The sequence below is a fragment of the Plantactinospora sonchi genome, assembly GCF_036422035.1.
GTDB classification, from domain to species: domain Bacteria; phylum Actinomycetota; class Actinomycetes; order Mycobacteriales; family Micromonosporaceae; genus Plantactinospora; species Plantactinospora sonchi.
In genome coordinates this window covers 97,348-118,824 of record NZ_JAZGQK010000011.1, presented here as the reverse complement: position 1 = coordinate 118,824, position 21,477 = coordinate 97,348, and the positions used below count along the sequence as shown (strand labels likewise).

At 71.2% G+C, this 21,477-nt stretch carries 20 protein-coding genes and 1 tRNA gene; 7 read left to right on the top strand and 14 right to left on the bottom strand.

The genetic code is table 11. From position 1 onward, the window contains the following. Positions 1–57 precede the first annotated feature (57 nt). The 6 genes from V1633_RS13715 to V1633_RS13690 form a co-directional block, all read right to left on the bottom strand. Positions 58–903 carry an inositol monophosphatase family protein gene (locus V1633_RS13715; RefSeq protein ID WP_331214661.1) on the bottom strand — a complete coding sequence of 282 codons (846 nt, stop codon included), beginning with the start codon at positions 901–903 and terminating at the stop codon, positions 58–60. 143 nt (positions 904–1,046) lie between these two features. Beyond that, complete coding sequence (pth, locus tag V1633_RS13710; RefSeq protein WP_331214660.1) at positions 1,047–1,637, bottom strand: aminoacyl-tRNA hydrolase; 591 nt, start codon at positions 1,635–1,637, stop codon at positions 1,047–1,049. Between the two features lie 126 nt (positions 1,638–1,763). Continuing rightward, a complete protein-coding gene (locus V1633_RS13705; protein ID WP_331214659.1) occupies positions 1,764–2,435 on the bottom strand; it encodes a 50S ribosomal protein L25/general stress protein Ctc in 672 nt (223 codons plus the stop codon). 335 nt (positions 2,436–2,770) lie between these two features. Continuing rightward, positions 2,771–3,751, bottom strand: coding sequence for a ribose-phosphate diphosphokinase (locus V1633_RS13700; protein WP_331214658.1), 981 nt, complete (start codon positions 3,749–3,751; stop codon positions 2,771–2,773). Between the two features lie 51 nt (positions 3,752–3,802). Then, positions 3,803–5,359 carry a bifunctional UDP-N-acetylglucosamine diphosphorylase/glucosamine-1-phosphate N-acetyltransferase GlmU gene (gene glmU / locus V1633_RS13695; RefSeq protein ID WP_331214657.1) on the bottom strand — a complete coding sequence of 519 codons (1,557 nt, stop codon included), beginning with the start codon at positions 5,357–5,359 and terminating at the stop codon, positions 3,803–3,805. 31 nt (positions 5,360–5,390) lie between these two features. Continuing rightward, positions 5,391–5,461, bottom strand: a tRNA-Gln gene (locus V1633_RS13690). Positions 5,462–5,988: 527 nt separating this feature from the next. Here V1633_RS13690 and V1633_RS13685 point away from each other — a divergent pair. Both V1633_RS13685 and V1633_RS13680 read left to right on the top strand, forming a co-directional pair. Beyond that, positions 5,989–6,960, top strand: a complete 972-nt coding sequence (locus V1633_RS13685) for an acyl-CoA desaturase (RefSeq protein WP_331214656.1) — start codon at positions 5,989–5,991, stop codon at positions 6,958–6,960. Positions 6,961–7,188: 228 nt separating this feature from the next. Beyond that, on the top strand, positions 7,189–7,791 hold the full coding sequence (locus V1633_RS13680) for a TetR/AcrR family transcriptional regulator (RefSeq protein ID WP_331214759.1): 603 nt from the start codon (positions 7,189–7,191) through the stop codon (positions 7,789–7,791). Positions 7,792–7,930: 139 nt separating this feature from the next. Here the strand turns inward: V1633_RS13680 and V1633_RS13675 are convergent, their stop codons facing one another. From V1633_RS13675 to V1633_RS13640, 8 genes are all read right to left on the bottom strand, one after another. After that, a complete protein-coding gene (locus V1633_RS13675) occupies positions 7,931–8,404 on the bottom strand; it encodes a DUF4383 domain-containing protein (RefSeq protein WP_331214655.1) in 474 nt (157 codons plus the stop codon). 124 nt (positions 8,405–8,528) lie between these two features. Then, the gene (locus tag V1633_RS13670) at positions 8,529–8,984 is read right to left on the bottom strand and encodes a DUF4383 domain-containing protein (RefSeq protein WP_331214654.1); all 456 of its coding nucleotides are present in this window, start codon (positions 8,982–8,984) and stop codon (positions 8,529–8,531) included. A 128-nt stretch (positions 8,985–9,112) separates the two neighbouring features. Beyond that, positions 9,113–10,933 carry an ABC-F family ATP-binding cassette domain-containing protein gene (locus V1633_RS13665; RefSeq protein WP_331214653.1) on the bottom strand — a complete coding sequence of 607 codons (1,821 nt, stop codon included), beginning with the start codon at positions 10,931–10,933 and terminating at the stop codon, positions 9,113–9,115. A gap of 34 nt (positions 10,934–10,967) precedes the next feature. Then, entirely contained in the window at positions 10,968–11,936 is a 969-nt protein-coding gene (locus V1633_RS13660; RefSeq protein ID WP_331214652.1) for a 4-(cytidine 5'-diphospho)-2-C-methyl-D-erythritol kinase, read from the bottom strand. After that, a complete protein-coding gene (locus tag V1633_RS13655) occupies positions 11,933–12,100 on the bottom strand; it encodes a hypothetical protein (protein WP_331214651.1) in 168 nt (55 codons plus the stop codon). The genes V1633_RS13660 and V1633_RS13655 overlap by 4 nt, the downstream gene beginning before the upstream one ends. A gap of 33 nt (positions 12,101–12,133) precedes the next feature. Next, on the bottom strand, positions 12,134–13,009 hold the full coding sequence (gene rsmA / locus V1633_RS13650) for a 16S rRNA (adenine(1518)-N(6)/adenine(1519)-N(6))-dimethyltransferase RsmA (RefSeq protein ID WP_331214650.1): 876 nt from the start codon (positions 13,007–13,009) through the stop codon (positions 12,134–12,136). A gap of 32 nt (positions 13,010–13,041) precedes the next feature. Next, positions 13,042–14,073: an ABC transporter ATP-binding protein gene (locus tag V1633_RS13645; RefSeq protein WP_407952015.1), complete on the bottom strand. Its 1,032-nt coding sequence runs from the start codon at positions 14,071–14,073 to the stop codon at positions 13,042–13,044. 67 nt (positions 14,074–14,140) lie between these two features. After that, the gene (locus tag V1633_RS13640) at positions 14,141–15,175 is read right to left on the bottom strand and encodes an ABC transporter ATP-binding protein (protein ID WP_331214648.1); all 1,035 of its coding nucleotides are present in this window, start codon (positions 15,173–15,175) and stop codon (positions 14,141–14,143) included. A gap of 214 nt (positions 15,176–15,389) precedes the next feature. On the opposite strand from V1633_RS13640, the gene V1633_RS13635 reads away from it, so the two are divergent. The 5 genes from V1633_RS13635 (at position 15,390) to V1633_RS13615 (ending at position 21,476) form a co-directional block, all read left to right on the top strand. Next, complete coding sequence (locus tag V1633_RS13635; protein ID WP_331214647.1) at positions 15,390–16,598, top strand: dipeptidase; 1,209 nt, start codon at positions 15,390–15,392, stop codon at positions 16,596–16,598. Then, complete coding sequence (locus V1633_RS13630) at positions 16,598–18,208, top strand: ABC transporter substrate-binding protein (RefSeq protein ID WP_331214646.1); 1,611 nt, start codon at positions 16,598–16,600, stop codon at positions 18,206–18,208. Before V1633_RS13635 ends, V1633_RS13630 begins: the two co-directional genes overlap by 1 nt. A 77-nt stretch (positions 18,209–18,285) precedes the next feature. Beyond that, complete coding sequence (locus V1633_RS13625; protein WP_331214645.1) at positions 18,286–19,251, top strand: ABC transporter permease; 966 nt, start codon at positions 18,286–18,288, stop codon at positions 19,249–19,251. A 150-nt stretch (positions 19,252–19,401) separates the two neighbouring features. Beyond that, the gene (locus V1633_RS13620; RefSeq protein ID WP_331214644.1) at positions 19,402–20,301 is read left to right on the top strand and encodes an ABC transporter permease; all 900 of its coding nucleotides are present in this window, start codon (positions 19,402–19,404) and stop codon (positions 20,299–20,301) included. An 8-nt stretch (positions 20,302–20,309) separates the two neighbouring features. Then, positions 20,310–21,476, top strand: a complete 1,167-nt coding sequence (locus tag V1633_RS13615) for a M24 family metallopeptidase (protein ID WP_331214643.1) — start codon at positions 20,310–20,312, stop codon at positions 21,474–21,476. Position 21,477: the final 1 nt, after the last annotated feature.

Below are 21,477 nucleotides of genomic sequence, written 5' to 3'. Positions count from 1 at the left end.
CGCTGCTTGTCCATCCGATTCCAGACCTTTCCGATCGGTCAAGTCAAGAGACCCGACCTAGGGTACCCGGAGGTGGTGCTGCAGCGCTGCGAGCAACCGGGAGGCAAGATCCTTACGGCACACCACAAGGTCGGGGAGCCGGGGATCGGCCTTGTTGTATTCCAGCGCGGATCCATCGATACGGGAAGCGAAGAGTCCGGTGGCCGTCGCCACAGCAACCGGTGCCGCCGAATCCCACTCGTACTGGCCGCCGGCGTGGACGTACGCGTCGACCTCGCCACCGATCACGGCGGCGATCTTCGCGCCGGCCGATCCCATCGGCACCAGCTCGGCGTCGAGTTCCTCGGCGAGGTCGGCGAGGAACGCCGGAGGACGGCTGCGACTCGCCGCCAGCCGGATCCGCCGACCGGCCCCGTCCGCGCCGCTCGCCACCGCGAGTTTCAACGGCGGGTACGCCGGCGGCTGGTCGGTGGCGAGCACCCGGTGTTGCGCCGGCAGCCCGATCGCCCCGCCGACCAACCTGTGCGGGCTCCCCGCCCGGCGGGCCCAGAGCGCCACGTGCACCGCCCAGTCCGACCGGCCCTCCTCGGCGAACTCCCGGGTGCCGTCCAGCGGGTCGATGATCCACACCCGGTCGGCCCGCAGGCGTGGCGCCACCGTCGGCTCCGCACCGGCGGCCCAGGCCAGCCGGGAACCCTCGTCCTCCTCGGACAGCACCGCGTCCGCCGGTCGCCACCGGGCCAGTTCGGCACGGAGAAGGTCGTGCGAGAGTTTGTCACCGGCCGCCTTCAGCGCGCCCGGATCGGTGTACCCCAGCTCGGCCCGCAGGTCCAGCAGCGCCTGGCCGGCCCGAGCGGCCAACCAGCGGGCGAAGGCTCCGTCGATCACGGGCGGCGCGGCCATCAGCGCGCTCCCGGTACGCCGGCAGCACCGGCCGTCGGATACCGCATGGTCACTGTCAGCCTCCTCACCCGCGGCAAAAGACTACCGGCCGTACGGGTCGGAGAAGCGGCTCAGCGGTCCGCCACACCGGGCGGTCCGTACGCTCAGCCGCCGTGGTACGCGTTCTGCGCCCACTCCAGGCCCCGGGTGACCACCGACTCCACCACGTCCGCCGCGCGGTCCACCAGGAACTCCAGCTCCTTGCGCTCGACGGAGGAGAAGTCGGAGAGCACGAAGTCCGCCGGGTCCTGCCGCCCCGGCGGGCGGCCGATGCCGAACCGGACCCGCAGGTAGTCCTTCGTCCCCAGCGACTTCGACATCGAGCGGAGCCCGTTGTGCCCGCCCTCGCCCCCGCCCAACTTCACCCGCAGCTGCCCGTACGGGATGTCCAGCTCATCGTGCACCGCGACCACCTGCGCCGGCGGCACCTTGTAGAACTGCGCCAGTGCCGCGACCGGACCGCCGGAGAGGTTCATGTACGTCAGCGGTTTGATCAGCACGAGCTTGGGTCCACCCAGCCCGAGACGCCCCTCGGCCACCTCCGCGACCGACCGGCGGTGCCGGCCGAACTTCGCCCCGATCCGGTCGGCGAGCAGGTCGGCGACCATGAAGCCGACGTTGTGCCGGTGCCGCGCGTACTCCTTGCCGGGGTTGCCGAGTCCGACCAGCAGCCACGGCTGAACCTCGTCCGCCATGTCCTTCTCCCTGTACTGCCGTCCCGGGCACCGCGCCGCCTGCCGACGGTCCGGGAACTCGGCGCCGCGCGGTACGGAAACAGGCGCCCCCGAACGGTCCGGGGGCGCCTGTCACACCGATGTCGGTCAGGCCTGAGCCGGAGCCGCCTCGCCCTCGGCGCCCTCGGTCTCGGCACCCTCGCCCTCGGCGCCGGCCTCCTCCTCGGCCTCCTCGGTCGGCTCCTCGCCGGCCTCGGCGGCCATCTGCTCCGCGGTCGGCGCGGCGGTCACGAGCGCGATGAGCAGCTCCGGGTCGGCGGCAAGCTCGACGCCCTGCGGCAGGCGTACGTCCGCCGCCGTCACCTGGGAGCCGGCCTCGAGGCCCTCGATCGAGACCTCGAAGCCCTCCGGCAGGTGGGTGGCCTCGGCGGTCACCGAGAGCGTGTTGTTCTCGTGCACGACCAGGGTGTCCCGGGCCGCTTCGCCGGTGAGCTGGACCGGGACGTCGACGGTGACCTTCTCGCCACGCCGGACCAGGATCAGGTCGATGTGCTCCAGGGTGTCCTTGATCGGGTCACGCTGGATGGCCTTCGGCAGGGCGAGGGCCTGGGTGCCGTCGCTGATCTCGATCGCGAACAGCTGGTTGGCGCCACCGTGCCGGATGGCGGCGGCGAACTCACGCGCGGGCAGCGCGATGTGCTTGGGCTTCTCGCCGTGGCCGTACAGCACGGCGGGCACCTTTCCGGCCCGGCGGGTACGACGGGCACCACCCTTGCCGAACTCGGTACGGGGCTCGGCGCTGATCTTTACCTCGGACACGGGAAGACTCCTGATACGGTCACTGCGGCGCTACGTCGGCTGGCGATTGGCGGTGCTGGGCGAGGGGCTCGCTGGGGCGCTTGCGTGGTGACCACTGCCCGGAGCACCGCGTCGATGACGGTACGTCCGTGCGGCGCTTTGCTCAGCGGCCCGCAGGGCACCCTCGCCGTGGCAACCGCACCAGTCTACCCGAACCACGATCCGGGCTTCAGGCGGTCCCCACCTGGCCAGCCTGTCGTCGCAGGAATCGCGAAAAGGGATCGGTCCGGACCGGGTCACAGCGGCGCGGACCGCACCTCCGGGACCGGGAAGGTCCGGACCGCCCGAGGCAACGGTCAGCTCAGGCCGCCGAAGAGGGTCGTCACCGACCCGTCGTCGAACACCTCACGGATGGCCCGGGCCAGCAGCGGCGCGATCGACAGCACGGTGATCTTGTCGAGTTGCTTCTCCGGCGGCAGCGGGAGCGTGTTGGTCACCACCACCTCGCTGATCCGGCTGTTCTTCAACCGCTCGGTCGCCGGGTCGGAGAGCAGCGCGTGGGTGGAGGCGACGATCACATCCGCGGCCTTCGACTCGTGCAGGATCTCGGCCGCCTTGCAGATGGTGCCACCCGTGTCGATCATGTCGTCGACGATCAGGCAGACCCGGCCCTCGACGTCGCCGACCACCCGGTTGGCCACCACCTGGTTCGGCTTCAACGGGTCACGGGTCTTGTGGATGAAGGCCAGCGGGCAACCACCCAGCCGGTCGGTCCAGCGCTCCGCCACGCGTACCCGGCCGGAGTCGGGTGCCACCACGGTCATCGGCCGGCCGGCGTACTTGCGCTGCACGTACTCGGCGAGGATGTCCATCGCGAACAGGTGGTCCACCGGCCCGTCGAAGAACCCCTGGATCTGCGCGGTGTGCAGGTCCACGGTGAGAATGCGGTTGGCGCCCGCCGTCTTCATCAGGTCGGCGACCAGCCGGGCCGAGATCGGCTCCCGACCCCGGTGCTTCTTGTCCTGCCGGGAGTACGGATAGAACGGCAGCACCACGGTGATCCGCTTGGCCGAACCACGCTTCAGGGCGTCGATCATGATCAGGGTCTCCATGACCCATTTGTTCACGCCGTGTGTGACGGACTGGACGACGAAGGCGTCGGAACCACGTACCGACTCCTTGAAGCGCACAAAGATCTCGCCGTTGGCGAACTCGTACGAGTCGGCGGGCGTCGGCGCCACGCCGAGCACCTCACCGATCTCCTTTGCCAGCTCCGGAAATCCCCTGCCGGAGAAGAGCATCAGACTCTTACGATTTTCGGCGACGATGCTGCCCATCGGCTCGTCTGCTCCCGTTTGTCGGTGGGTCACCCGGCGTTGGGCCAGAGACTATTCGGTTGCAGTATCCCCCGCCGCCGGGTCGCTGCCACCCGCAACGGACGGCCCGTGGAGTGCCTCACCTTCACTTGCGCCGCCCGCCTCCCGTGCGGCACGCTCCGCCGCCTCGGCCGACCTGGTGCCGGCGCGGCGCCGCAGCACCCAGCCCTCGATGTTGCGCTGCTGGGCCCGGGTGACCCCGAGCGCCCCCGGTGGTACGTCCGCGGTGATCGCACTCCCCGCCGCCGTGTACGCCCCGGCGCCCACCTCGACCGGGGCGACCAGGCTGGTGTCGCAGCCGATGAACGCCGCCTCACCGACGACGGTGCGGTTCTTCGACACCCCGTCGTAGTTGACGAAGATCGTGGCGGCCCCGATGTTGGCCCGGGCCCCGATGGTGGCGTCCCCGACGTAGCTCAGGTGCGGCACCTTGGCCGCCTCGCCGATCTCGGAGTTCTTCACCTCGACGAAGGTGCCGACCTTCGCCTTGCGCCGCAGTGTCGCCTCCGGCCGCAGGTACGCGTACGGCCCGACGCTCGCCTCCGGGCCGATCTCCGCGCCGACCGCGTGCGTCCGCAGCACGGTGGCGCCGGCCCCGACCGTGGTGTCGACCAGGGTGGTGTCCGGCCCGACAGTGGCACCCGCGCCGACCGTGGTCAGCCCCTGCAACTGGCTGTTCTGGTCGACCACCGCGTCCCGGTCCAGGGTGACCGTGACGTCGATCCAGGTGGTGGCCGGGTCGAGCAGGGTGACGCCGGTCCGCATCCAGCCCTCGTTGACCCGGTCGCGCAGCAGCCGGCGCAGGGCCGCCAGTTCCACCCGGTCGTTGCAGCCGAGGGTCTCGACGGCGTCCGGTGCCAGGTGCACCGCCACCGTCTCGCCGGCCGCGACGAGCAGACCGAAGACGTCGGTCAGGTATTCCTCGCCCTGGTCGTTGTCACTGGACAGCTTGCCCAGCGCGTTGCGGAGCAGGGCCGCGTCGAAGGCGTAGATGCCGGCGTTGATCTCGCGCACGGCGCGCTGGGCGGGGCTCGCGTCCCGTTCCTCGACGATCTGCTCCAGCCGGCCGTCCCGCCCCCGCACGATTCGGCCCAGCCCGGTCGGGTCGGCGACCTCGGCGGCCAGCACGGTCGCCGCCGCTCCGGCCGACTCGTGCGCGGCGACCAGCCCGGTGACCGTCTCCGGGCGCAGCAGCGGCACGTCGCCGTTGAGCACGACCACGGTGCCGGCGGACTCCGGCACGCTCTCCAGGGCGGTGCGCACCGCGTGGCCGGTGCCCCGCTGCTCGGCCTGCAACACCGGTTCGGCGTCCGGGCTGATCCCGGCCAGGTGGGCGGTCACCTGGTCGGCGCCGTGGCCGACCACCACCAGGGTGCGGTCCGCGGCCAGCGGCCCAGCCGCAGCCAGGACGTGGCCGAGCAGGGTACGGCCCAGCATCGGGTGCAGCACCTTGGGTAACGCCGACTTCATCCGCTTGCCCTCACCGGCGGCGAGGACGACGACGGTGCGGAGGCGGGGCTGGGACACGAGGTTGCTCCCGTCGGGACGAGTGGCAGTCTGCGGCCTCATGCTAACCAGGCACCGGCCGCGAGGAACGGAGCTCCCGGGAGAGGATTCGAACCCCTACAATCAGGACCAAAACCTGACGTCCTGCCATTAGACGACCCGGGACCGACCAAAAGGGACAATTTTCCACTTGGTACGAGAGCATCTACACCCTACCGCCCCGGCTCCCGATCCTCATCGCTTATCCCCCGCATGATCCTTACGCCCGGCCGGCAGGCGGCGCGACGTCCGGATCCTTCCGCCCGGCACCCGGCGACCGGATCCTCCCGCCCAGGAAGAGCGACCGACGTCCGGATCCTTACGCCTGGTAGGCGGCGACCGGCGTCCGGCCGTTTCGCCCTCCGGACGCGGGGTACCACCCGGACGGCTCCGGTGCCCGCCCCGGGCCGGACCGGCGCCTGGCCGAGGCGCCGGAACCCGGTCGAGCGGGTCCACCCGCACGCCGCGCGTCGCCCTTCCGGCAGCGCCCACAGATCGACCATGAGCAGCGGATCAGTACCGGCGTACGACAGAGTCGGTCGATGACTGACAGCGGAATTTCAGGTTCGCATCCATGGCAGACTACGAGGGCGTAGGTTACGGTGACGTAGGCGTAAGTTACCGATCACCCCCCTACGCTCCAGCGAGGTGCCATGTCGTCCGTCCTGCTCGAACCGCCGGCCTCCGCCGCGAAAAAGGGCCCCAAGCCACTCACCGAAGGCGCCCAGTCCAAGGGCATCCTCTTCGCCCTCTGGTGTTTCGTGACCATCCCCTTCATCGCCCTGCTCGCGGCCGTACCGGTGGCCTGGGGCGGGTGGCTGACCTGGACCGACATCGCGATCACGGCCGTGTGGTACGTGGTGGCCGGACTCGGCATCACCGTCGGTTTCCACCGCTACTTCACGCACGGATCCTTCAAGGCCAAGCGGTGGCTACGCGTCACCCTCGCGGTCGCCGGCTCGCTGGCGATCCAGGGCAGCATCATCCAGTGGGTCGCCGACCACCGCCGGCACCACGCCTTCTCCGACCTCGAGGGCGACCCCCACTCGCCGTGGCGGTTCGGCTCCAGCGTCTGGGGCCTGACCAAGGGGCTGTTCCACGCGCACGTCGGCTGGCTGTTCAACCGGGAGCTCTCCAACCGCGACCGGTTCGCCCCCGACCTGATCGCCGACAAGGACATCAACCGGGTGGACCGGCTCTTCCCGCTGATGGTGACGATCTCGCTGCTCGCCCCGGCGGTTGTCGGTGGCCTGGTCACCTGGTCCTGGCAGGGTGCGCTCACCGCGTTCTTCTGGGCCGGCCTGGTCCGGGTCTCCCTGCTGCACCACATCACCTGGGCGATCAACTCGGTCTGCCACGTCTACGGCGAGCGGCCGTTCGAGATGCGTCAGGGCGACCGGGCGGCGAACTTCTGGCCGCTGGCCATCCTCTCCTTCGGGGAGAGCTGGCACAACCTGCACCACGCGGACCCGACCTGCGCCCGACACGGCGTACTGCGTGGTCAGATCGACATCACCGCCCGGGCGATCTGGCTCTTCGAGAAGGCCGGTGCGGCGTACGACGTACGGTGGCCGAAGCCCGAGCGGATCGCCGCGAAACTAGTCAAAGCGGCCCCGCCGCAGTGACCGCCGCCGCGCCAGGCCATCCTGCCCCGGGCATCTGCCTGGCAGGATGGCCAGGTGACCGAGCGCAGCGAGGGCACCACCCGGGACGACACAGGTCGACGCGGCGGCACCACGGGACGGCAACGGGATGACGCGGTGACAGAGCGCCCCAGCACCGGTCGTGGCGTCACCCGTCGACAACTCCCGGCTCCGACGCCCCCATCCCCCAAAACCGGTTCCCGGGTACGGATGTCCGCGGCACAGCGCCGCGAGCAGCTGATCGCCATCGGGCGGCAGGCCTTCGCCGAACGCGGCTTCGACGCGACCTCGATCGAGGAGGTGGCGGCCCGGGCGAAGGTCTCCAAGCCGGTCGTCTACGAGCACTTCGGCGGCAAAGAGGGCCTCTACGCGGTGGTGGTCGACCGGGAGGTGCGCGCCCTGCTCGACCGGGTCGCCGCCGCGCTCACCGCCGGTCACCCCCGCGAACTGCTGGAACAGGCGGCGTTGGCCCTGCTCGACTACATCGAGGAGGAGACCGACGGGTTCCGGGTGCTGGTCCGGGAGTCCCCGGTCCTCTCCGCCACCGGCACCTTCAGCAGTGTCATGAACGACGTGGCACACCAGGTGGAGCACATCCTGGGCGCCGAGTTCAAGACCCGTGGGTACGACCCGAAGCTCGCCGAGCTCTACTCGCAGTCCCTGGTCGGCATGGTGGCGCTGAGTGGCCGGTGGTGGCTGGAGGTACGCAAGCCCCGCAAGGAGACGGTGGCGGCGCACCTGGTCAACCTGGCCTGGAACGGCCTGTCCCACCTCGAGGCCAAGCCGACCCTGCTGACCCGCCCGACCCGCTGAGTCGACCTCCGCCAACCGGAGAGTTCGCGCGGCTGTGCACGATCGGGAGCCCGGCCGGGTGGGGCCGGGTGCCCCGCGACGGGATCAAGCCTGACCGCCCAGAGCGGGTCGCCCGGCCCACCCCTACCGAGGCAAGGACTCAGCGTCCGGGGCGGGCCGACGTACTGTCCCGGATCTCCTCCTCGACCTCGGCGTGTGCCGGTGGACCGACCTTGTCGTACAGGCCGGTGGCGAGGAACAGCAGGCCGAAGATCAGCGACACGATCACCGTGGACATCGAGAAGTTGAGGATGTTCGACCCGGTCTGCAGCACGCTCATCATCACCAGGCCGGTGAGCAGGAAGACCACACCGGCCGCGAGGTTCATCAGGTGACCGAGGTTGCCCCGGTGGATCGTGCCGAAGAGCACCACCAGCCCGAAGACCACCGACACCAGCGAGAAGGCCAGGTTGGTCCGGAGTCCGAGCACCCAGTGGCTGCCCCGGCTGAAGAGGTCGTCGCCGGCCGTCTCGACCAGCCCGAAGACGCCGAAGGCCAGGATGTAGAGCGCGACGAGCCCGGCGATCGCCCGGTAGACCGGCCGGGCCGGGTGGTTGACCGGAATGTGCGCCACGGCCCCTCCTCAGTGTGAAATGGGCGGCTTCCTCATGGATTGTCGCCCAGGCAGAGGGGGATCACGCGGCGAATGGACATTCACCGCCGACCGGAGCCGGCCGGCGGATCAGCGTCCTCCCGGGTCAGAGCACCAGGCGAGCCTGCTGCCAGGCCTTCTGCTCGTCCTCGGAGCCGACCTTGCCGTACATCGCGGCCAGCAGCAGCACGATGCCGATGACCATGCTGACGATCGACGTCGCCAGGCTGTGGTTGAGGTAGTTCGCGTCGGTGCGCAGGGTGGCCAGGGTGGCGAGACCGAGCGCCATGAAGAGGTAGCCGAACCACTTGTTGGCGAACGCGTCGACGTTGCGGCCGATCACGGTGGCGAGCAGGATCAGCACCCCGAACACCACGGAGAGCAGCGAGTTGCCGAGATTGGTGCCCTGGCCCAGCACCAGGGTGTCATCCTGGGCGAGGAACTCGCCGCCGCTGGTCTCGAGGATGCCGAGGGCGCCGAAAGCCACCAGGTAGAGAGCGGTCAGCCCGGCGATCACCCGGTACACCGGCCGCGCGGGGTGGTTGACGGGGAAGTGCGCCATGGTGTCAGAGCCTCCAACGCCGTACGAGTCAGGGTCGGGGCAGATTCTCCCGTATGCCGTCCGCGCGACGCAGCACACCCCCGACGCCGTGTCGCCGGCAACAGTCGGGGCACCGTTGACCGCCCTGGTCAGCTCTCCGGCACCTGCTCGGCGAGCGCGAGCCACGCCTCCTCGGTCTGCTCCCGCTCGGCCCGAACCGCCCGGAGCTGGCCGTCGAGTTCGGCGACCTTGTTGTAGTCGGTCGCGTACGTGGCGAGCTGGTCGTGCAGCGTCGCCTCGCGCTGCTCCAACTTCCCGATCTGCCGCTCCAGCCGGGTCAGCTCCTTGCGGGCGGCCCGCAGTTCACCACCGGACAACCCGGTGCCGGCCCCGTCCGGCGTCGTCGCCACCGCAGGCGCGCCGCCGACCCGGTCCCGTCCCGCCGCGGCGGCGGCGTGGCCGGGGGCCCGGGCCAGGTACTCCTCGATGCCGCCGGGCAGATGCACCAGCTGCCCGTCGCCGAACATGCCGTACACCACGTCGGTGACCCGTTCGACCAGGTAGCGGTCGTGGCTGGCGACGATCAACGTACCGGGCCAGGAATCGAGCAGGTCCTCCAGCGCGGCCAGGGTGTCGGTGTCCAGGTCGTTCGTCGGTTCGTCGAAGAGCAGCACGTTCGGTTCGGCGGCGAGCAGCCGGAGCAGCTGCAACCGGCGCCGCTCCCCACCGGACAGGTCGGAGACCGGGGTCCAGAGCCGGCGGTCGTCGAAGCCGAACATCTCGGCGAGTTGGGACGCGGCGATCTCCCGGTCGCCGAAGACGACCCGCCGGGCCACCTCCTCGACCGCCTCCAGCACCCGCAGCTCACCGGGGAGTTCGGCAAGTTCCTGGGACAGGTACGCGGTCCGGACCGTGGAACCGACCTTCACCTGCCCCTGGTCCGGTTCCCGGGTACCGGCGAGCAGCCGGAGCAGGGTGGTCTTGCCGGCCCCGTTCGCGCCGACGATCGCGATCCGGTCACCCGGGCCGACCTGCCAGGTCAGATCCGCCAGGATCAGCTTCTCCCCCGCCTTCAGGGTCACGTCGGTCAGGTCGTACACCTGCCGGCCGAGCCGGGCGGTGGCCAGACGCTGCAGCGACACCGAGTCCCGGGGCGGTGGCACGTCCGCGATCAGCGCGTTCGCCGCGTCGATCCGGAACCTCGGCTTCGAGGTCCGGGCCGGCGGGCCCCGGCGCAGCCAGGCGATCTCCTTGCGCAGCAGGTTCTGCCGGCGTGCCTCGGTGGCCGCGGCGACCCGTTCCCGTTCGACGCGGGCCAGCGTCCATGCGGCGAAACCGCCCTCGTAGCTGCGTACCGTCTGGTCGCCGACCTCCCAGGTGGTGGTGCAGACCGCGTCCAGGAACCACCGGTCGTGGGTGACCACCACCAGCGCGCCCCGCTTGCCGACCAGGTGCCGGGCCAGCCAGTCGACCCCGGCCACGTCCAGGTGGTTGGTCGGCTCGTCCAGCACCACCAGGTCGGCGGTCCGGACCAGCAACGCGGCCAGCGCCACCCGGCGCCGCTCGCCGCCGGACATCGGCCCGACCGGCTGGTCCAGACCGAGGTACGGCATGCCGAGCCCGTCGAGGATCGCCCGTACCCCGGCGTCGCCGGCCCACTCGTGCTCGGCGCCGAAGCCCTCGTCCAGCCAGGCGGTGCCGAGCACCACGTCCCGTACGGTGGCGCCGGGATCGAGGGAGAGGGTCTGCGGCAGCCAGGCGACCCGCAGGTCACGCCGGTGCGTCACCCGACCGCTGTCCGGCTCCTCCGTCTTGGTCAACAACCGCAGCAGGGTCGACTTGCCGGCGCCGTTGAGCCCGACGACCCCGATCCGATCCAGGTCCTCGAGGCCGAGGGAGACGTCGGTGAGCAGCTGCCCCGCCGCGCCGTAGCCCTTGGAGACCCGGTCCAGGTTGACGATGTTGGCCATGGGTCAGACCGTAGTCACGGGCGCCGGGCGGCCGTCATCCGGCTCCCGTACCGGTCCGGGCCCCGGGCACCGGCCCGTACGCCGTCCGGGCCGTCCGGCAGGTGCCGGAGGCGCGCAGTTCGTCCGCGATCCGCTCCGCCTCGGCCGCGTCCGGAGCGAGGAAGACGCAGGTCGGGCCGGATCCGGAGACGATGCCGGCGAGCGCGCCGGCCGCCTCGCCGGCCTTCAGCGTCTCGGCCAGGGCGGGGCGCAACGCCAGGGCGGCGGCCTGCAGGTCGTTGCCGAGCGCCCGGCCGAGCCGTGCCGGGTCCCGGCCACGCAGCGCGGCGAGCAGCGCGTCCGCGTTGCGCAGCGGCGGCGGTGCGGCATGCTCGGCCCGGAGCCGGTCCAGTTCGCGGTAGGCGGCCGGGGTGGAGAGGACGCCGTCGGCGATCGCCACCACCCAGTGCCAGGTGACCGGACGGGCCAGGATCGGGCTGATCGTCTCGCCGTGGCCGGTGCCGAGGGCTGTGCCGCCGTACACCAGGAACGGGATGTCGGAGCCGAGCCCGGCGGCGATCCGGGCGAGTTCGTCGCGGGAGAGTTCGGTGCCCCAGAGCGCGTCGCAGGCGACCAGGGTGGCGGCGGCGTCGGCGCTGCCGCCGGCGAGTCCGGCGGTGAGCGGGATCTGCTTGCGCAGGTGCAGCCGGGCGTACGCCGGCACCCCGGCGTACGCGGCCAGCGCCCGGGCCGCCCGGATCACCAGGTTCGTCTCGTCCAGCGCCAGCTCACCGGCACCCTCGCCCTCCATGGTCAGGGTGAGGGTGTCGCCGCGTCGGGCGGTCAGCTCGTCGTAGAGCGAGATCGCCTGGTAGACGGTGTTCAGCTCGTGGAAGCCGTCCGGCCGGAGCGGGCCGACGCCGAGATGCAGATTGATCTTCGCCGGGACGCGTACCCGGACCGGACCGGGCGGCCGCCGCCGTGGCCGCTCGTCCTCGTCGTCGGGGCCCCACGCCTCGGTCACCGGCCGACGCCCCGGACGCTCGGCCGGCCGTCGGACGGCTTCGCCGGCACCAACTCGGCGGCGGACGCGTACCGGTCACCGACGGTGCGGGTCACCGGCCGCCGGCGGAGCGGGTCGGGCGAACACGCACGCGGGGCGGCGGGGTCGACCGGCTGCGCCGTCATTGCCTACACCTCCTCGGGGGACTCGCCGTCAGCCTACTCAACGGCCGAGGACGGGCCCGGAGCCGACGCGGCGATCGCGGCGAACTGGTGGACGGTCAGCGCCTCGCCCCGGGCGCCGGGATCCACCCCGGCGGCGACGATCGCCGCGGCCGCCCGGTCCGGGCCGCCGGCCCAGCCGGCCAACGCGGCCCGCAGCGTCTTGCGGCGCTGCGCGAACGCCGCGTCGACCACCGCGAAGACGCTCTTCCGGGGTACGTCGTCCCGGGGCGGCTCCCGTCGGGTGAAGGCGACCAGGCCGGAGTCGACGTTCGGCACCGGCCAGAAGACGTTCGGCGGTACCCGGCCGGCGGGGCGGGAGTCGGCGTACCAGGCGAGTTTCACCGACGGAATGCCGTAGGTCTTCGAGCCGGGCCCGGCGGTCAACCGGTCGGCGACCTCCTTCTGCACCATCACCAGCCCATGCCGCAGGCTCGGCAGCTCGGCGAGCAGGTGCAGGACGACCGGCACCGCCACGTTGTACGGCAGGTTCGCGACCAGCGCGGTCGGCGCCGGCTCGCCCAGGTCGGCGGCGGTGATCCGCAGCGCGTCGGCGGAATGCACGGTGAGCCGGTCGACACCGCCCGGCCCGGTGTGCCGGGCCGCCGTCTCGGGCAGGGCCCGGGCCAGCGTCGGGTCGATCTCGACGGCGTGCACGTGTCCGACCACCGGCAGCAGCCCGAGGGTGAGCGAGCCGAGGCCCGGCCCCACCTCCAGTGCCACGTCCGCCGGGGTCAGCCCGGCGGCGGTGACGATCCGTCGGACCGTGTTCGGGTCGTGCACGAAGTTCTGGCCGAGCTTCTTCGTCGGCGCGACGCCCAGGCGGGCGGCGAGTTCCCGGATCTCCGCCGGGCCGAGCAGGTCTGCGGCCACGCTGTGACAGCGTACGGGCCACCGGACAGGGGTCAGGCCGCCGGGCCGACCGGAACCGGCGCGCCGGCGAAGTGGCAGGCGGAGACGTGTCCCTCGGCGGCACCGTCGCCGGGCGGGCGGAGCACCGGTTCCTCGCGGCGGCAGACGTCCTGGGCGATCGGGCACCGGGTGTGGAACCGGCAGCCCGCCGGTGGGTCGACCGGGCTGGGCGGGTCACCGGCGAGCACGATCCGCTGACGTCCCCGTTCGCGCGGGTGCCGGACCGGCACCGAGCCGAGCAGCGCCCGGGTGTACGGGTGGGCCGGCTCCTGGTAGACCGTCGCCGCCGGGCCGAGTTCGGCGAGCCGGCCCAGGTACATCACCGCGACCCGGTGCGACACGTGGCGTACCACGCCGAGGTCGTGGGCGATGAAGACGAGGGCGATGCCGAGCCGCTGTTGCAGTTCGGCGAGCAGGTTGACCACCTGCGCCTGTACCGAGACGTCGAGCGCGGAGACCGGCTCGTCACAGACGACCACCCGGGGTTCGGTGGCCAGCGCCCGGGCGATGCCGATCCGCTGTCGCTGCCCGCCGGAGAACTCGTGCGGGAAGCGGCGCATCATGTCCGGCGCCAGTCCGACCATGTCCAGCAGTTCGGCGACCCGGTCCCGGCGGGCGACGGGGCCCCGGACCAGCCGGTGCACGTCGAGCGGTTCGGCGACCACGTCCAGGATCGGCATCCGGGGGTTCAGCGAGGTGACCGGGTCCTGGAAGACCATCTGCACCGCGCGCCGCAGTTCACGCCGTCGGGTGCCCCGGGCGGTGCCGACCTCGGTGCCGGCGTAGCGGACCTGGCCGGCGTCCGGGCGTTCCAGCCCGACCAGCAGCCGGGCCAGGGTGGACTTGCCGCAGCCGGACTCGCCGACCACCCCGAGGGTCTCCCCGGCGGCGACGCTCAGGTCCACCCCGTCCACCGCGTGCACCCGGGACCGGCCGCCGAGACTCCGTCCGGCCCGGTACGACTTGCGGACCCCGGTGGCGACCAGCAGCGGTTCGCCCCGGGTGGGCGTACCGGCGGGGGTCAGCGGGCCGCCGGTGTTCGGACCGGCGGAGGCGGAGAGCGCGGTCGGCCGGTCGGAGGCGGCCGGGTGGTCAGACGGTGGCATCAACGGCCTCCTCGGCGTAGTGGCAGGCGGCGGTCCGACCCGGCGCGGTCAGGGCCCGCCGTTCCGGGCGGGTTGTCGGGCACTGTTCGCCCACCCGGTCGCAGCGCGGGTGGAAGGCACAGCCGGTGGGCAGCGCGAGCAGGTTCGGCGGGCTGCCCGGGATCGGCCGCAGCCGGTCGCCCGGTTGTTCCAGGTCCGGTACGGAACGCAGCAGGGCCGCCGTGTACGGGTGCGCCGGTCCGTCCAGTACCTCGGTCACGGTGCCGGTCTCGACGATCCGGCCGGCGTACATCACGGCGACCCGGTCGGCGATCTCGGCGGCCACCCCGAGGTCGTGGGTGATCAGCAGGACGCCCATGCCGAGTTCGGTGCGCAGCCGGTCGACGAGGTCGAGGATCTGCGCCTGCACGGTGACGTCGAGCGCGGTGGTCGGCTCGTCGGCGATGAGCAGCCGGGGGCCGAGGGCCACCGCCATCGCGATCAGGATCCGCTGGCGCATGCCGCCGGAGAACTGGTGCGGGTAGTCGCGTACCCGGCGGTCCGGGGCCGGGATGCCGACCAGCCGGAGCAATTCGGCGGCCTCGGCCCGGGCGGCCCGGCGGGAGAGCCCGCGATGGATCCGGAACACCTCGCCGAGTTGGTCGCCGATGGAGAGCACGGGGTTGAGCGCGGAGAGCGCGTCCTGGAAGACCAGGGCCATGGTCTCGCCGCGCAGCGCGCGGACCTGGTCCGGGCGCAGGCTGTTCAGGTCGTTTCCGGCGACCCGTACGTCGTCCGCGCGGACGTGTACGCCGGGCCCGTCGAGCAGGCCCATCACGGCACGGGCGGTGACCGACTTGCCGGAGCCGGATTCGCCGAGCAGGGCGAGCACCTCGCCGGCGTTGACGTCGAGGTCGACCCCGCGTACGGCCGGAACCTCGCCACGGCGGCTGGTGAAGGTGACGTCGAGGTTCCGGACCCGGAGTGCGGCGGGCGATCCCGCCTCCGGGGCGTCCTGCCCGGTGGCTGCCGAAGTGGGCACTACACCTCCCGAATTTCCGTGTTGTTTCTCGGCGTAACGATTTCTGGCATCGGATCCCGGATTCCCGCCGGAAGTAGACAACATGTTGACACGCTGCGCCTGATCCTGGCAATCTCTGCACCCACATCGCCGACAATCCACACCCGGAGCCGAGCCCGTGCCGGAATTCGCCGCGCACCCCCGCCCCGGGAACCGAACCGAAGGAGGCACCGGCGTGCTCGACCCGGCCACCGGCTACACCGGATACACGTCCTACAGCTACCTGGAGCCAGGCACCGACTACCGGGAGTTCAAGCTCGCCCCTGAACTCGGCCGGGTGCCCGCGTACCAGGGCCTCTCGCTGACGGACCCCCAGCGGGACCGGGTCAACCGGCTGCTCACCGACCACATCGTGATCTCGCTGCACGACCACCCGTCGGTCTTCCCGGAGAACATCCGGGAGACCGTGGACTACAACCGGACCGCGCGGCACCACACCGGGTACGCCGGGCTGGCCCGCTCCGGCATGACCGCGGTCTTCGACAACATGATGGACGGCACCTGTTGCGTGACCAGCCAGATGGGCTGGAAGTGGACCGACGTCATCGCCGACATCGGCATGCGACTGTCGGACCTCGCCCACCAGGACTACCTCGTCAAGGTCGAGCGGCTGGCCGACATCCACCACGCGCACGAGACCGGTCGGATGGGTCTGGTGGTGGCGACCGAGGCGGCCACCATGATCGAGAACGAGCTGGACCGGCTCGACATGCTCTACGGCTTCGGCGTCCGGCAGATGGGCATCGCCTACAGCGAGGCGAACACCCTGGGCAGCGGGCTCAAGGAGCGCTCGGACGGCGGCCTGACGTACTTCGGCGAGAAGGCCGTACGCCGGATGAACAAGCTCGGCGTCGCGATCGACGTCTCGCACTCCGGCGACCGGACCTCGCTGGACGTCATCGCCGCCTCCACGAAGCCGATCTTCATCACCCACGCCGGGTCCCGGACCGTCTGGCCGACCAACCGGATGAAGCCCGACGAGGTGATCCGGGCCTGCGCGGAACGCGGCGGCGTGATCGGCCTGGAGGCCGCACCGCACACCACCCTCTCGCCGGCACACCCCCGGCACAACCTCGAATCGGTGATGGACCACTTCGTCCACTGCGTCGAACTGGTCGGCATCGACCACGTGGCGTTCGGGCCGGACACCCTCTTCGGCGACCACGTCGGCCTGCACGACACGTTCGCCGCGCACCTGTCCATCGCCGAGGCGCACGGACACGTCGACCACCCTCGGGTGCCGTACGTCGACGGGCTGGAGAACCCGGCCGAGTGCTACTGGAACATCGTCTCCTGGCTGGTCAGCCACGACTACTCGGACGACGAGATCACCAAGGTCCTGGGGGGCAACATTCTGCGCGTCCTTGAGGAGGTCTGGCACTGATGCGTACATTTCGGCGCGCCCTCGCCGTGGCGGTGGGCACGCTCTCGATAGGGCTGGCGGCGACCGCCTGCGCCCCCAGCAACCCCGACGGCAAGTCGGGTGACGGCGGTGGCTCCGCTGACCGGATCACCATCGGCACCACCGCCGACGTGCTCAACTACAACCCGCTGGTCGGCAACAGCCGTACCGACACCTGGGTGACCAACCTGATGTACCCCCGGCTGATGAGCATGGGGATGGACGGCGTACGCCAGCCGTACCTCGCCACGAAGTGGGAGTACGCCGACGGCGGGCGCAAGGCGAAGGTGACCCTGCGGGACGACCTCACCTGGAGTGACGGGGAGAAGGTGACCGCCGACGACGTCGCGTTCACCATCGACGCGGTCGCCAAGGAGAAGATCGGCGTGGTCGCCGGGCTGATCGCGTCGTACCAGAAGGCCACCGTGCTCTCCCCGACGGAGATCGAGTTCCAGCTCTCCCAGCCGGACGGCACCTTCCTGGAGAACGTCGGCTTCTGGATGCCGGTCGTGCCGGAGCACGTCTTCAGCAAGGTCGGCAGCGTGCAGAAGTTCGCCAACGACAAGGACTGGGTGTCGGCCGGGCCGTACAAGCTGACCACCGTCGAGCGTGGCCAGCGGTACGTCCTGCAGCGGGTGGAGAACTTCCCGCTGGTGCCGGGCGGGCCGAAGACCAAGGAGGTCGTCTTCCGGGTCTTCCCGGACGTCAACACCGAGGCCCTCGCGTTGCGCAACGGTGACGTCGACCTGATCGCGAACGCCCTGCCGCCGCCGCTGGCCAAGACCCTGGAGGGCGACAGCAAGATCAAGCTGGTCAGCGTGCCCTCGCTGGGCTGGGCGCACATGCAGTACAACACCAAGCGCAAGCCGCTGGACAGGCTCGAGGTGCGCCAGGCGCTGGCCGCCGCCGTCGACTACGAGTCGATCCGCCGGGTGGCCCTGCAGGGCAAGGCCGTCTCGTCGAACTCCTCGGTGCTCACCCCGACCCTGAAGCAGTGGCAGGACCCGACCGCCAAGGAGTACACACACGACCCGGCGAAGGCGAAGCAACTGCTCACCGGGGCGGGCTTCAAGGATGGCAACGGTGACGGGCTCTTCGACGGGCTCAGCCTGCGGATGATCTACGACCAGGCGGACCCGAACATCTCCAAGTGGGCGCAGCTGGTCCGGGACTCCAGCAAGGAGGCCGGGATCGAGATCAAGCTGGAGGGCCTGGAGCGGAACACGTACGTGGAGAAGTACACCGCCCGGGACTACGACATCTACGCCGGCTCCTGGGCGATCATGGAGAACCCGCCGGCGAACCTGGCCCTGGCGTTCAAGTGCGACGGCTTCATCAACTACGCCAACGCCTGCGACCCCGAACTGGACCGGCTGATCGACCAGGCCCGGTCACAGCTCGACCAGGCCGGCCAGAAGGCCCCGATCCAGCAGGCCGCGAAGATCATCTCCGACAAGGTGTACGACAACGTGCTCTACGTCGAGGAGTTCACCATCGCGCACTCGGCGAAGTGGTCCAACTTCCTGGTCCAGCCGAGTGAACTGCTCTCCATCGTCAACCCCGTCTCGCTGGCCCAGGCCACGGCCGACTGACCTGTTAGGAAGGGCCCCTTCTACAACCGGAACCGATAGGAAGGGGCCCTTCCTTTCACTCCCGGAGGGAGTTATTCATGCCCGCTGGCGCACGGTTCGTCGTACGTCGACTGCTCCGCGGTCTGCTGACCATGTGGTTCGCGGTGACGGTGACGTTCTTCCTGCTCCGGCTCCTGCCCGGGGACCCGGCGCTGGCCGTCGCCGACCCCGGGATGACCGAGGAGCTGCGTGCCGAACTGCTGCACGACTACGGACTGGACCGACCGCTGGCGGTGCAGTACTGGGAGTACCTGGTGCAGCTCGTACACGGCAACCTCGGGGTGTCGTTCCGGCAGAACCAGCCGGTCCGCGACATCCTGCTGGAACGTCTGCCCTGGACCCTGCTGCTGGCCGGCAGCGCGTTGGTGGTCACCGTCGCGCTCGGCATCCCGCTCGGCGTGGTCGCCGCCACCCGGGCCAAGGGCTTCCTGGACCGGCTGATCCAGGTCGGCGGCATCACCGGCCAGTCCCTCTTCATCCCCAGCGTCGGCGTCCTCCTGCTGTACGTCTTCGGCGTCCAGCTCGGCCTGCTGCCGATCGGCGGGGCGATGGACGACGACGTGTACGGGTTGGCCGCGTACGGCAGCATCGCCCTGCACCTGATCCTGCCCTGCCTCTCCCTGGTGCTGGTGCAGCTCGGCTCGTACGTGCTGACCCTGCGCAGCACGCTGATCGACGCCCTCGGCGAGGACTACTGCACGCTGGCCCGGGCCAAGGGACTGCCGAACCGGAAGGTGGTCTGGCGACACGCGTTGCGCAACGCGCTGCTGCCGACCACCACACTGGTCGGGCTGCAACTCGGGTTCCTGGTCGGTGGGGCGGTGCTCACCGAGTCGATCTACGCGTACCCGGGGGTGGGTCGGGCCATCTTCGAGGCGGTCGGCCAGCTCGACTTCCCGGTGCTGCAGGGCGCGTTCCTGATGCTCGCCTTCGCCGTCATCGCCGCCAACCTGCTCACCGACCTCGCCTACGGACTGCTCGACCCGAGGGTGCGGACGTCATGACCGAGCGGAGCGAGGTCATCAGCCAGCTCAGTCAGCCAGGTCATGGCGACGCCGAGCGCAGCGAGGAGACGCCATGACCGAGCGGAGCGAGGTCATCAGCCAGCTCAGTCAGCCAGGTCATGGCGACGCCGAGCGCAGCGAGGAGACGCCATGACGACTGTGATTCCGCCCGAGGCCGCCGGTACGACCCCGACGGCCACCATCGCGCTGCCGCCGTCGGAGTCCGTCGGCCGGCAGACCTGGCAGGCGTTCCGGCGCAACCCGCTCGGCATGGTCAGCGCCGCGATCCTGGTACTGCTCGGCGTGGTCGCGCTCGCCGCGCCGCTGATCGCCGACTACCCCTCCGGGTACGGCGAGGAGGTGCTCGCCGGCCCCGGCGCCGGGCACTGGTTCGGTACCGACGACCTGGGTCGGGACGTCTTCGCCCAGGTGATCTGGGGAACCCGGGTCAGCATCGTGGTCGGGTTGGCGGCCAGCCTGCTGGCGATCGTGATCGGCGTGCTGGTCGGCGTGCTCGCCGCGTACTTCCGTCCCGCCGACCTGCTGCTCGGCATCATCGTCGACGTCTCGCTGTCGCTGCCGGTGCTGCCGCTGATGATCCTGGTCGCCGCGCTGGCCGGGCCGAGCGTACCCACCCTCGTGGTGGTGATCGCGGTGTTCAGCTGGCCCGAGGTGGCCCGGGTGGTCCGCTCCCAGGGACTTGCCGTGGTGCCGATGCCGTACGTCTCCGCGGCGCACGTGATCGGCGGGTCCCACCTGTGGGTGATCCGCAAGCACGTACTGCCTGGGGTCGCCCCGGTGGTCGCCGTCTCGGTGGTGCTGACCACCTCCCGGGCGGTGCTCTCCGAGGCCGGCCTGTCGTTCCTCGGCCTCGGCGACCCGAACAGCTGGTCGTGGGGGACGATCCTGCACCAGGCGCAGCGGTCCGGGTCACTGGCCACCGCCTGGTGGACGACGCTCTTCCCCTCCCTGGCCATCCTGCTGCTGGTGGTGGCCACCACCCTGCTCGCCGTGGCGTACAACGACGCCCGCAACCCCCGGACGAGGTGACCACGCCGGTGCGACTGCCGCCCTCCTTCTTTCCCGCCCTGCTGGACCGGGTCCGCGTCGAGCTCGACGCGGCCGGGTTGGACGCCCTGCTGCTCGACGATCCGCTCGACGTGGCGTACCTGACCGGGTTCTTCCACTTCCCGAACGAGCGTCCGGTGGCCGCGTACCTGCCGGCCGACGGCCCGGTGCTGCTGCTCGTCCCCGACCTGGAGCGGGAGTACGCCGCCGACCAGCGGGCCGCCGCCCAACTGGTGGTGTATCCGGAGTTCCCGGGCGAGCGGAGCCCGTGGCAGGTGCTCGCCGACGCGCTGCCGGTGCTGCCGGTCCGGGCCGGTCACGCGGCCTCCACCTCGGTCGGTCGGGTCGCCGCGCTCGGCACGGCCTTCCCCGGTACCGGGTGGACGGTCAGCGGCATCGTCGGTGAGCTGCGGTTGCGCAAGACGCCGGAGGAGATCGTCCTGCACACCGAGGCGGCTCGGATCGCCGACCTGATGCTGGCCGAGGGGGTCCGGCTGGTCGCCTCGGCACTCGCCGACGGCACCGAACCGCCCACCGAGACGGAACTGGCCGGCCACGTCACGCGGTACGGCGCGGCGACGATGTACGCCGAGCACGACGACGTCGTGGTGGTCCCGATGCTCACCGGCGGCCTGGTGTACGGCGGCCCGAACTCCGCCCAGCCGCACCGGCTGCCCGGTGGGGACCGGCTGCGGATCGGTGAACCGTTCATGTTGTCGCTCGGCTGTGCCGTCGGCGGCCGGTTCGTGGAGAGCGAGCGGACCTTCCTGCTCGGCGAGCCGACCCCCGAGCAGCGCCGTTACTACCAGGTGGTCCGGGAGGCCCAGCAGGTCGGGACCGAGGCACTGCGCCCGGGTACCCGGTGCGTGGACGCCAACCGGGCCTGCCTGGACGTGATCCGGGCGGCCGGTCTCGGCGGGTACCTGCGGCACCGGCAGGGGCACGGGATCGGCCTCGGCTTCCACGAGCCGCCGTGGGTCGCCGACGGCGACGACACCGTGCTGGAGCCGGGCATGGTGCTCTCCAGCGAGCCCGGAGTGTACGTGCCCGGGCACGCCGGCTACCGGATCTCGGACACCGTGCTGGTGACCGCGGACGGACCGCACCGGCTCACCGCCTTCCCCCGGGACCTGACCGACATCGTGATCGGAGTCTGAG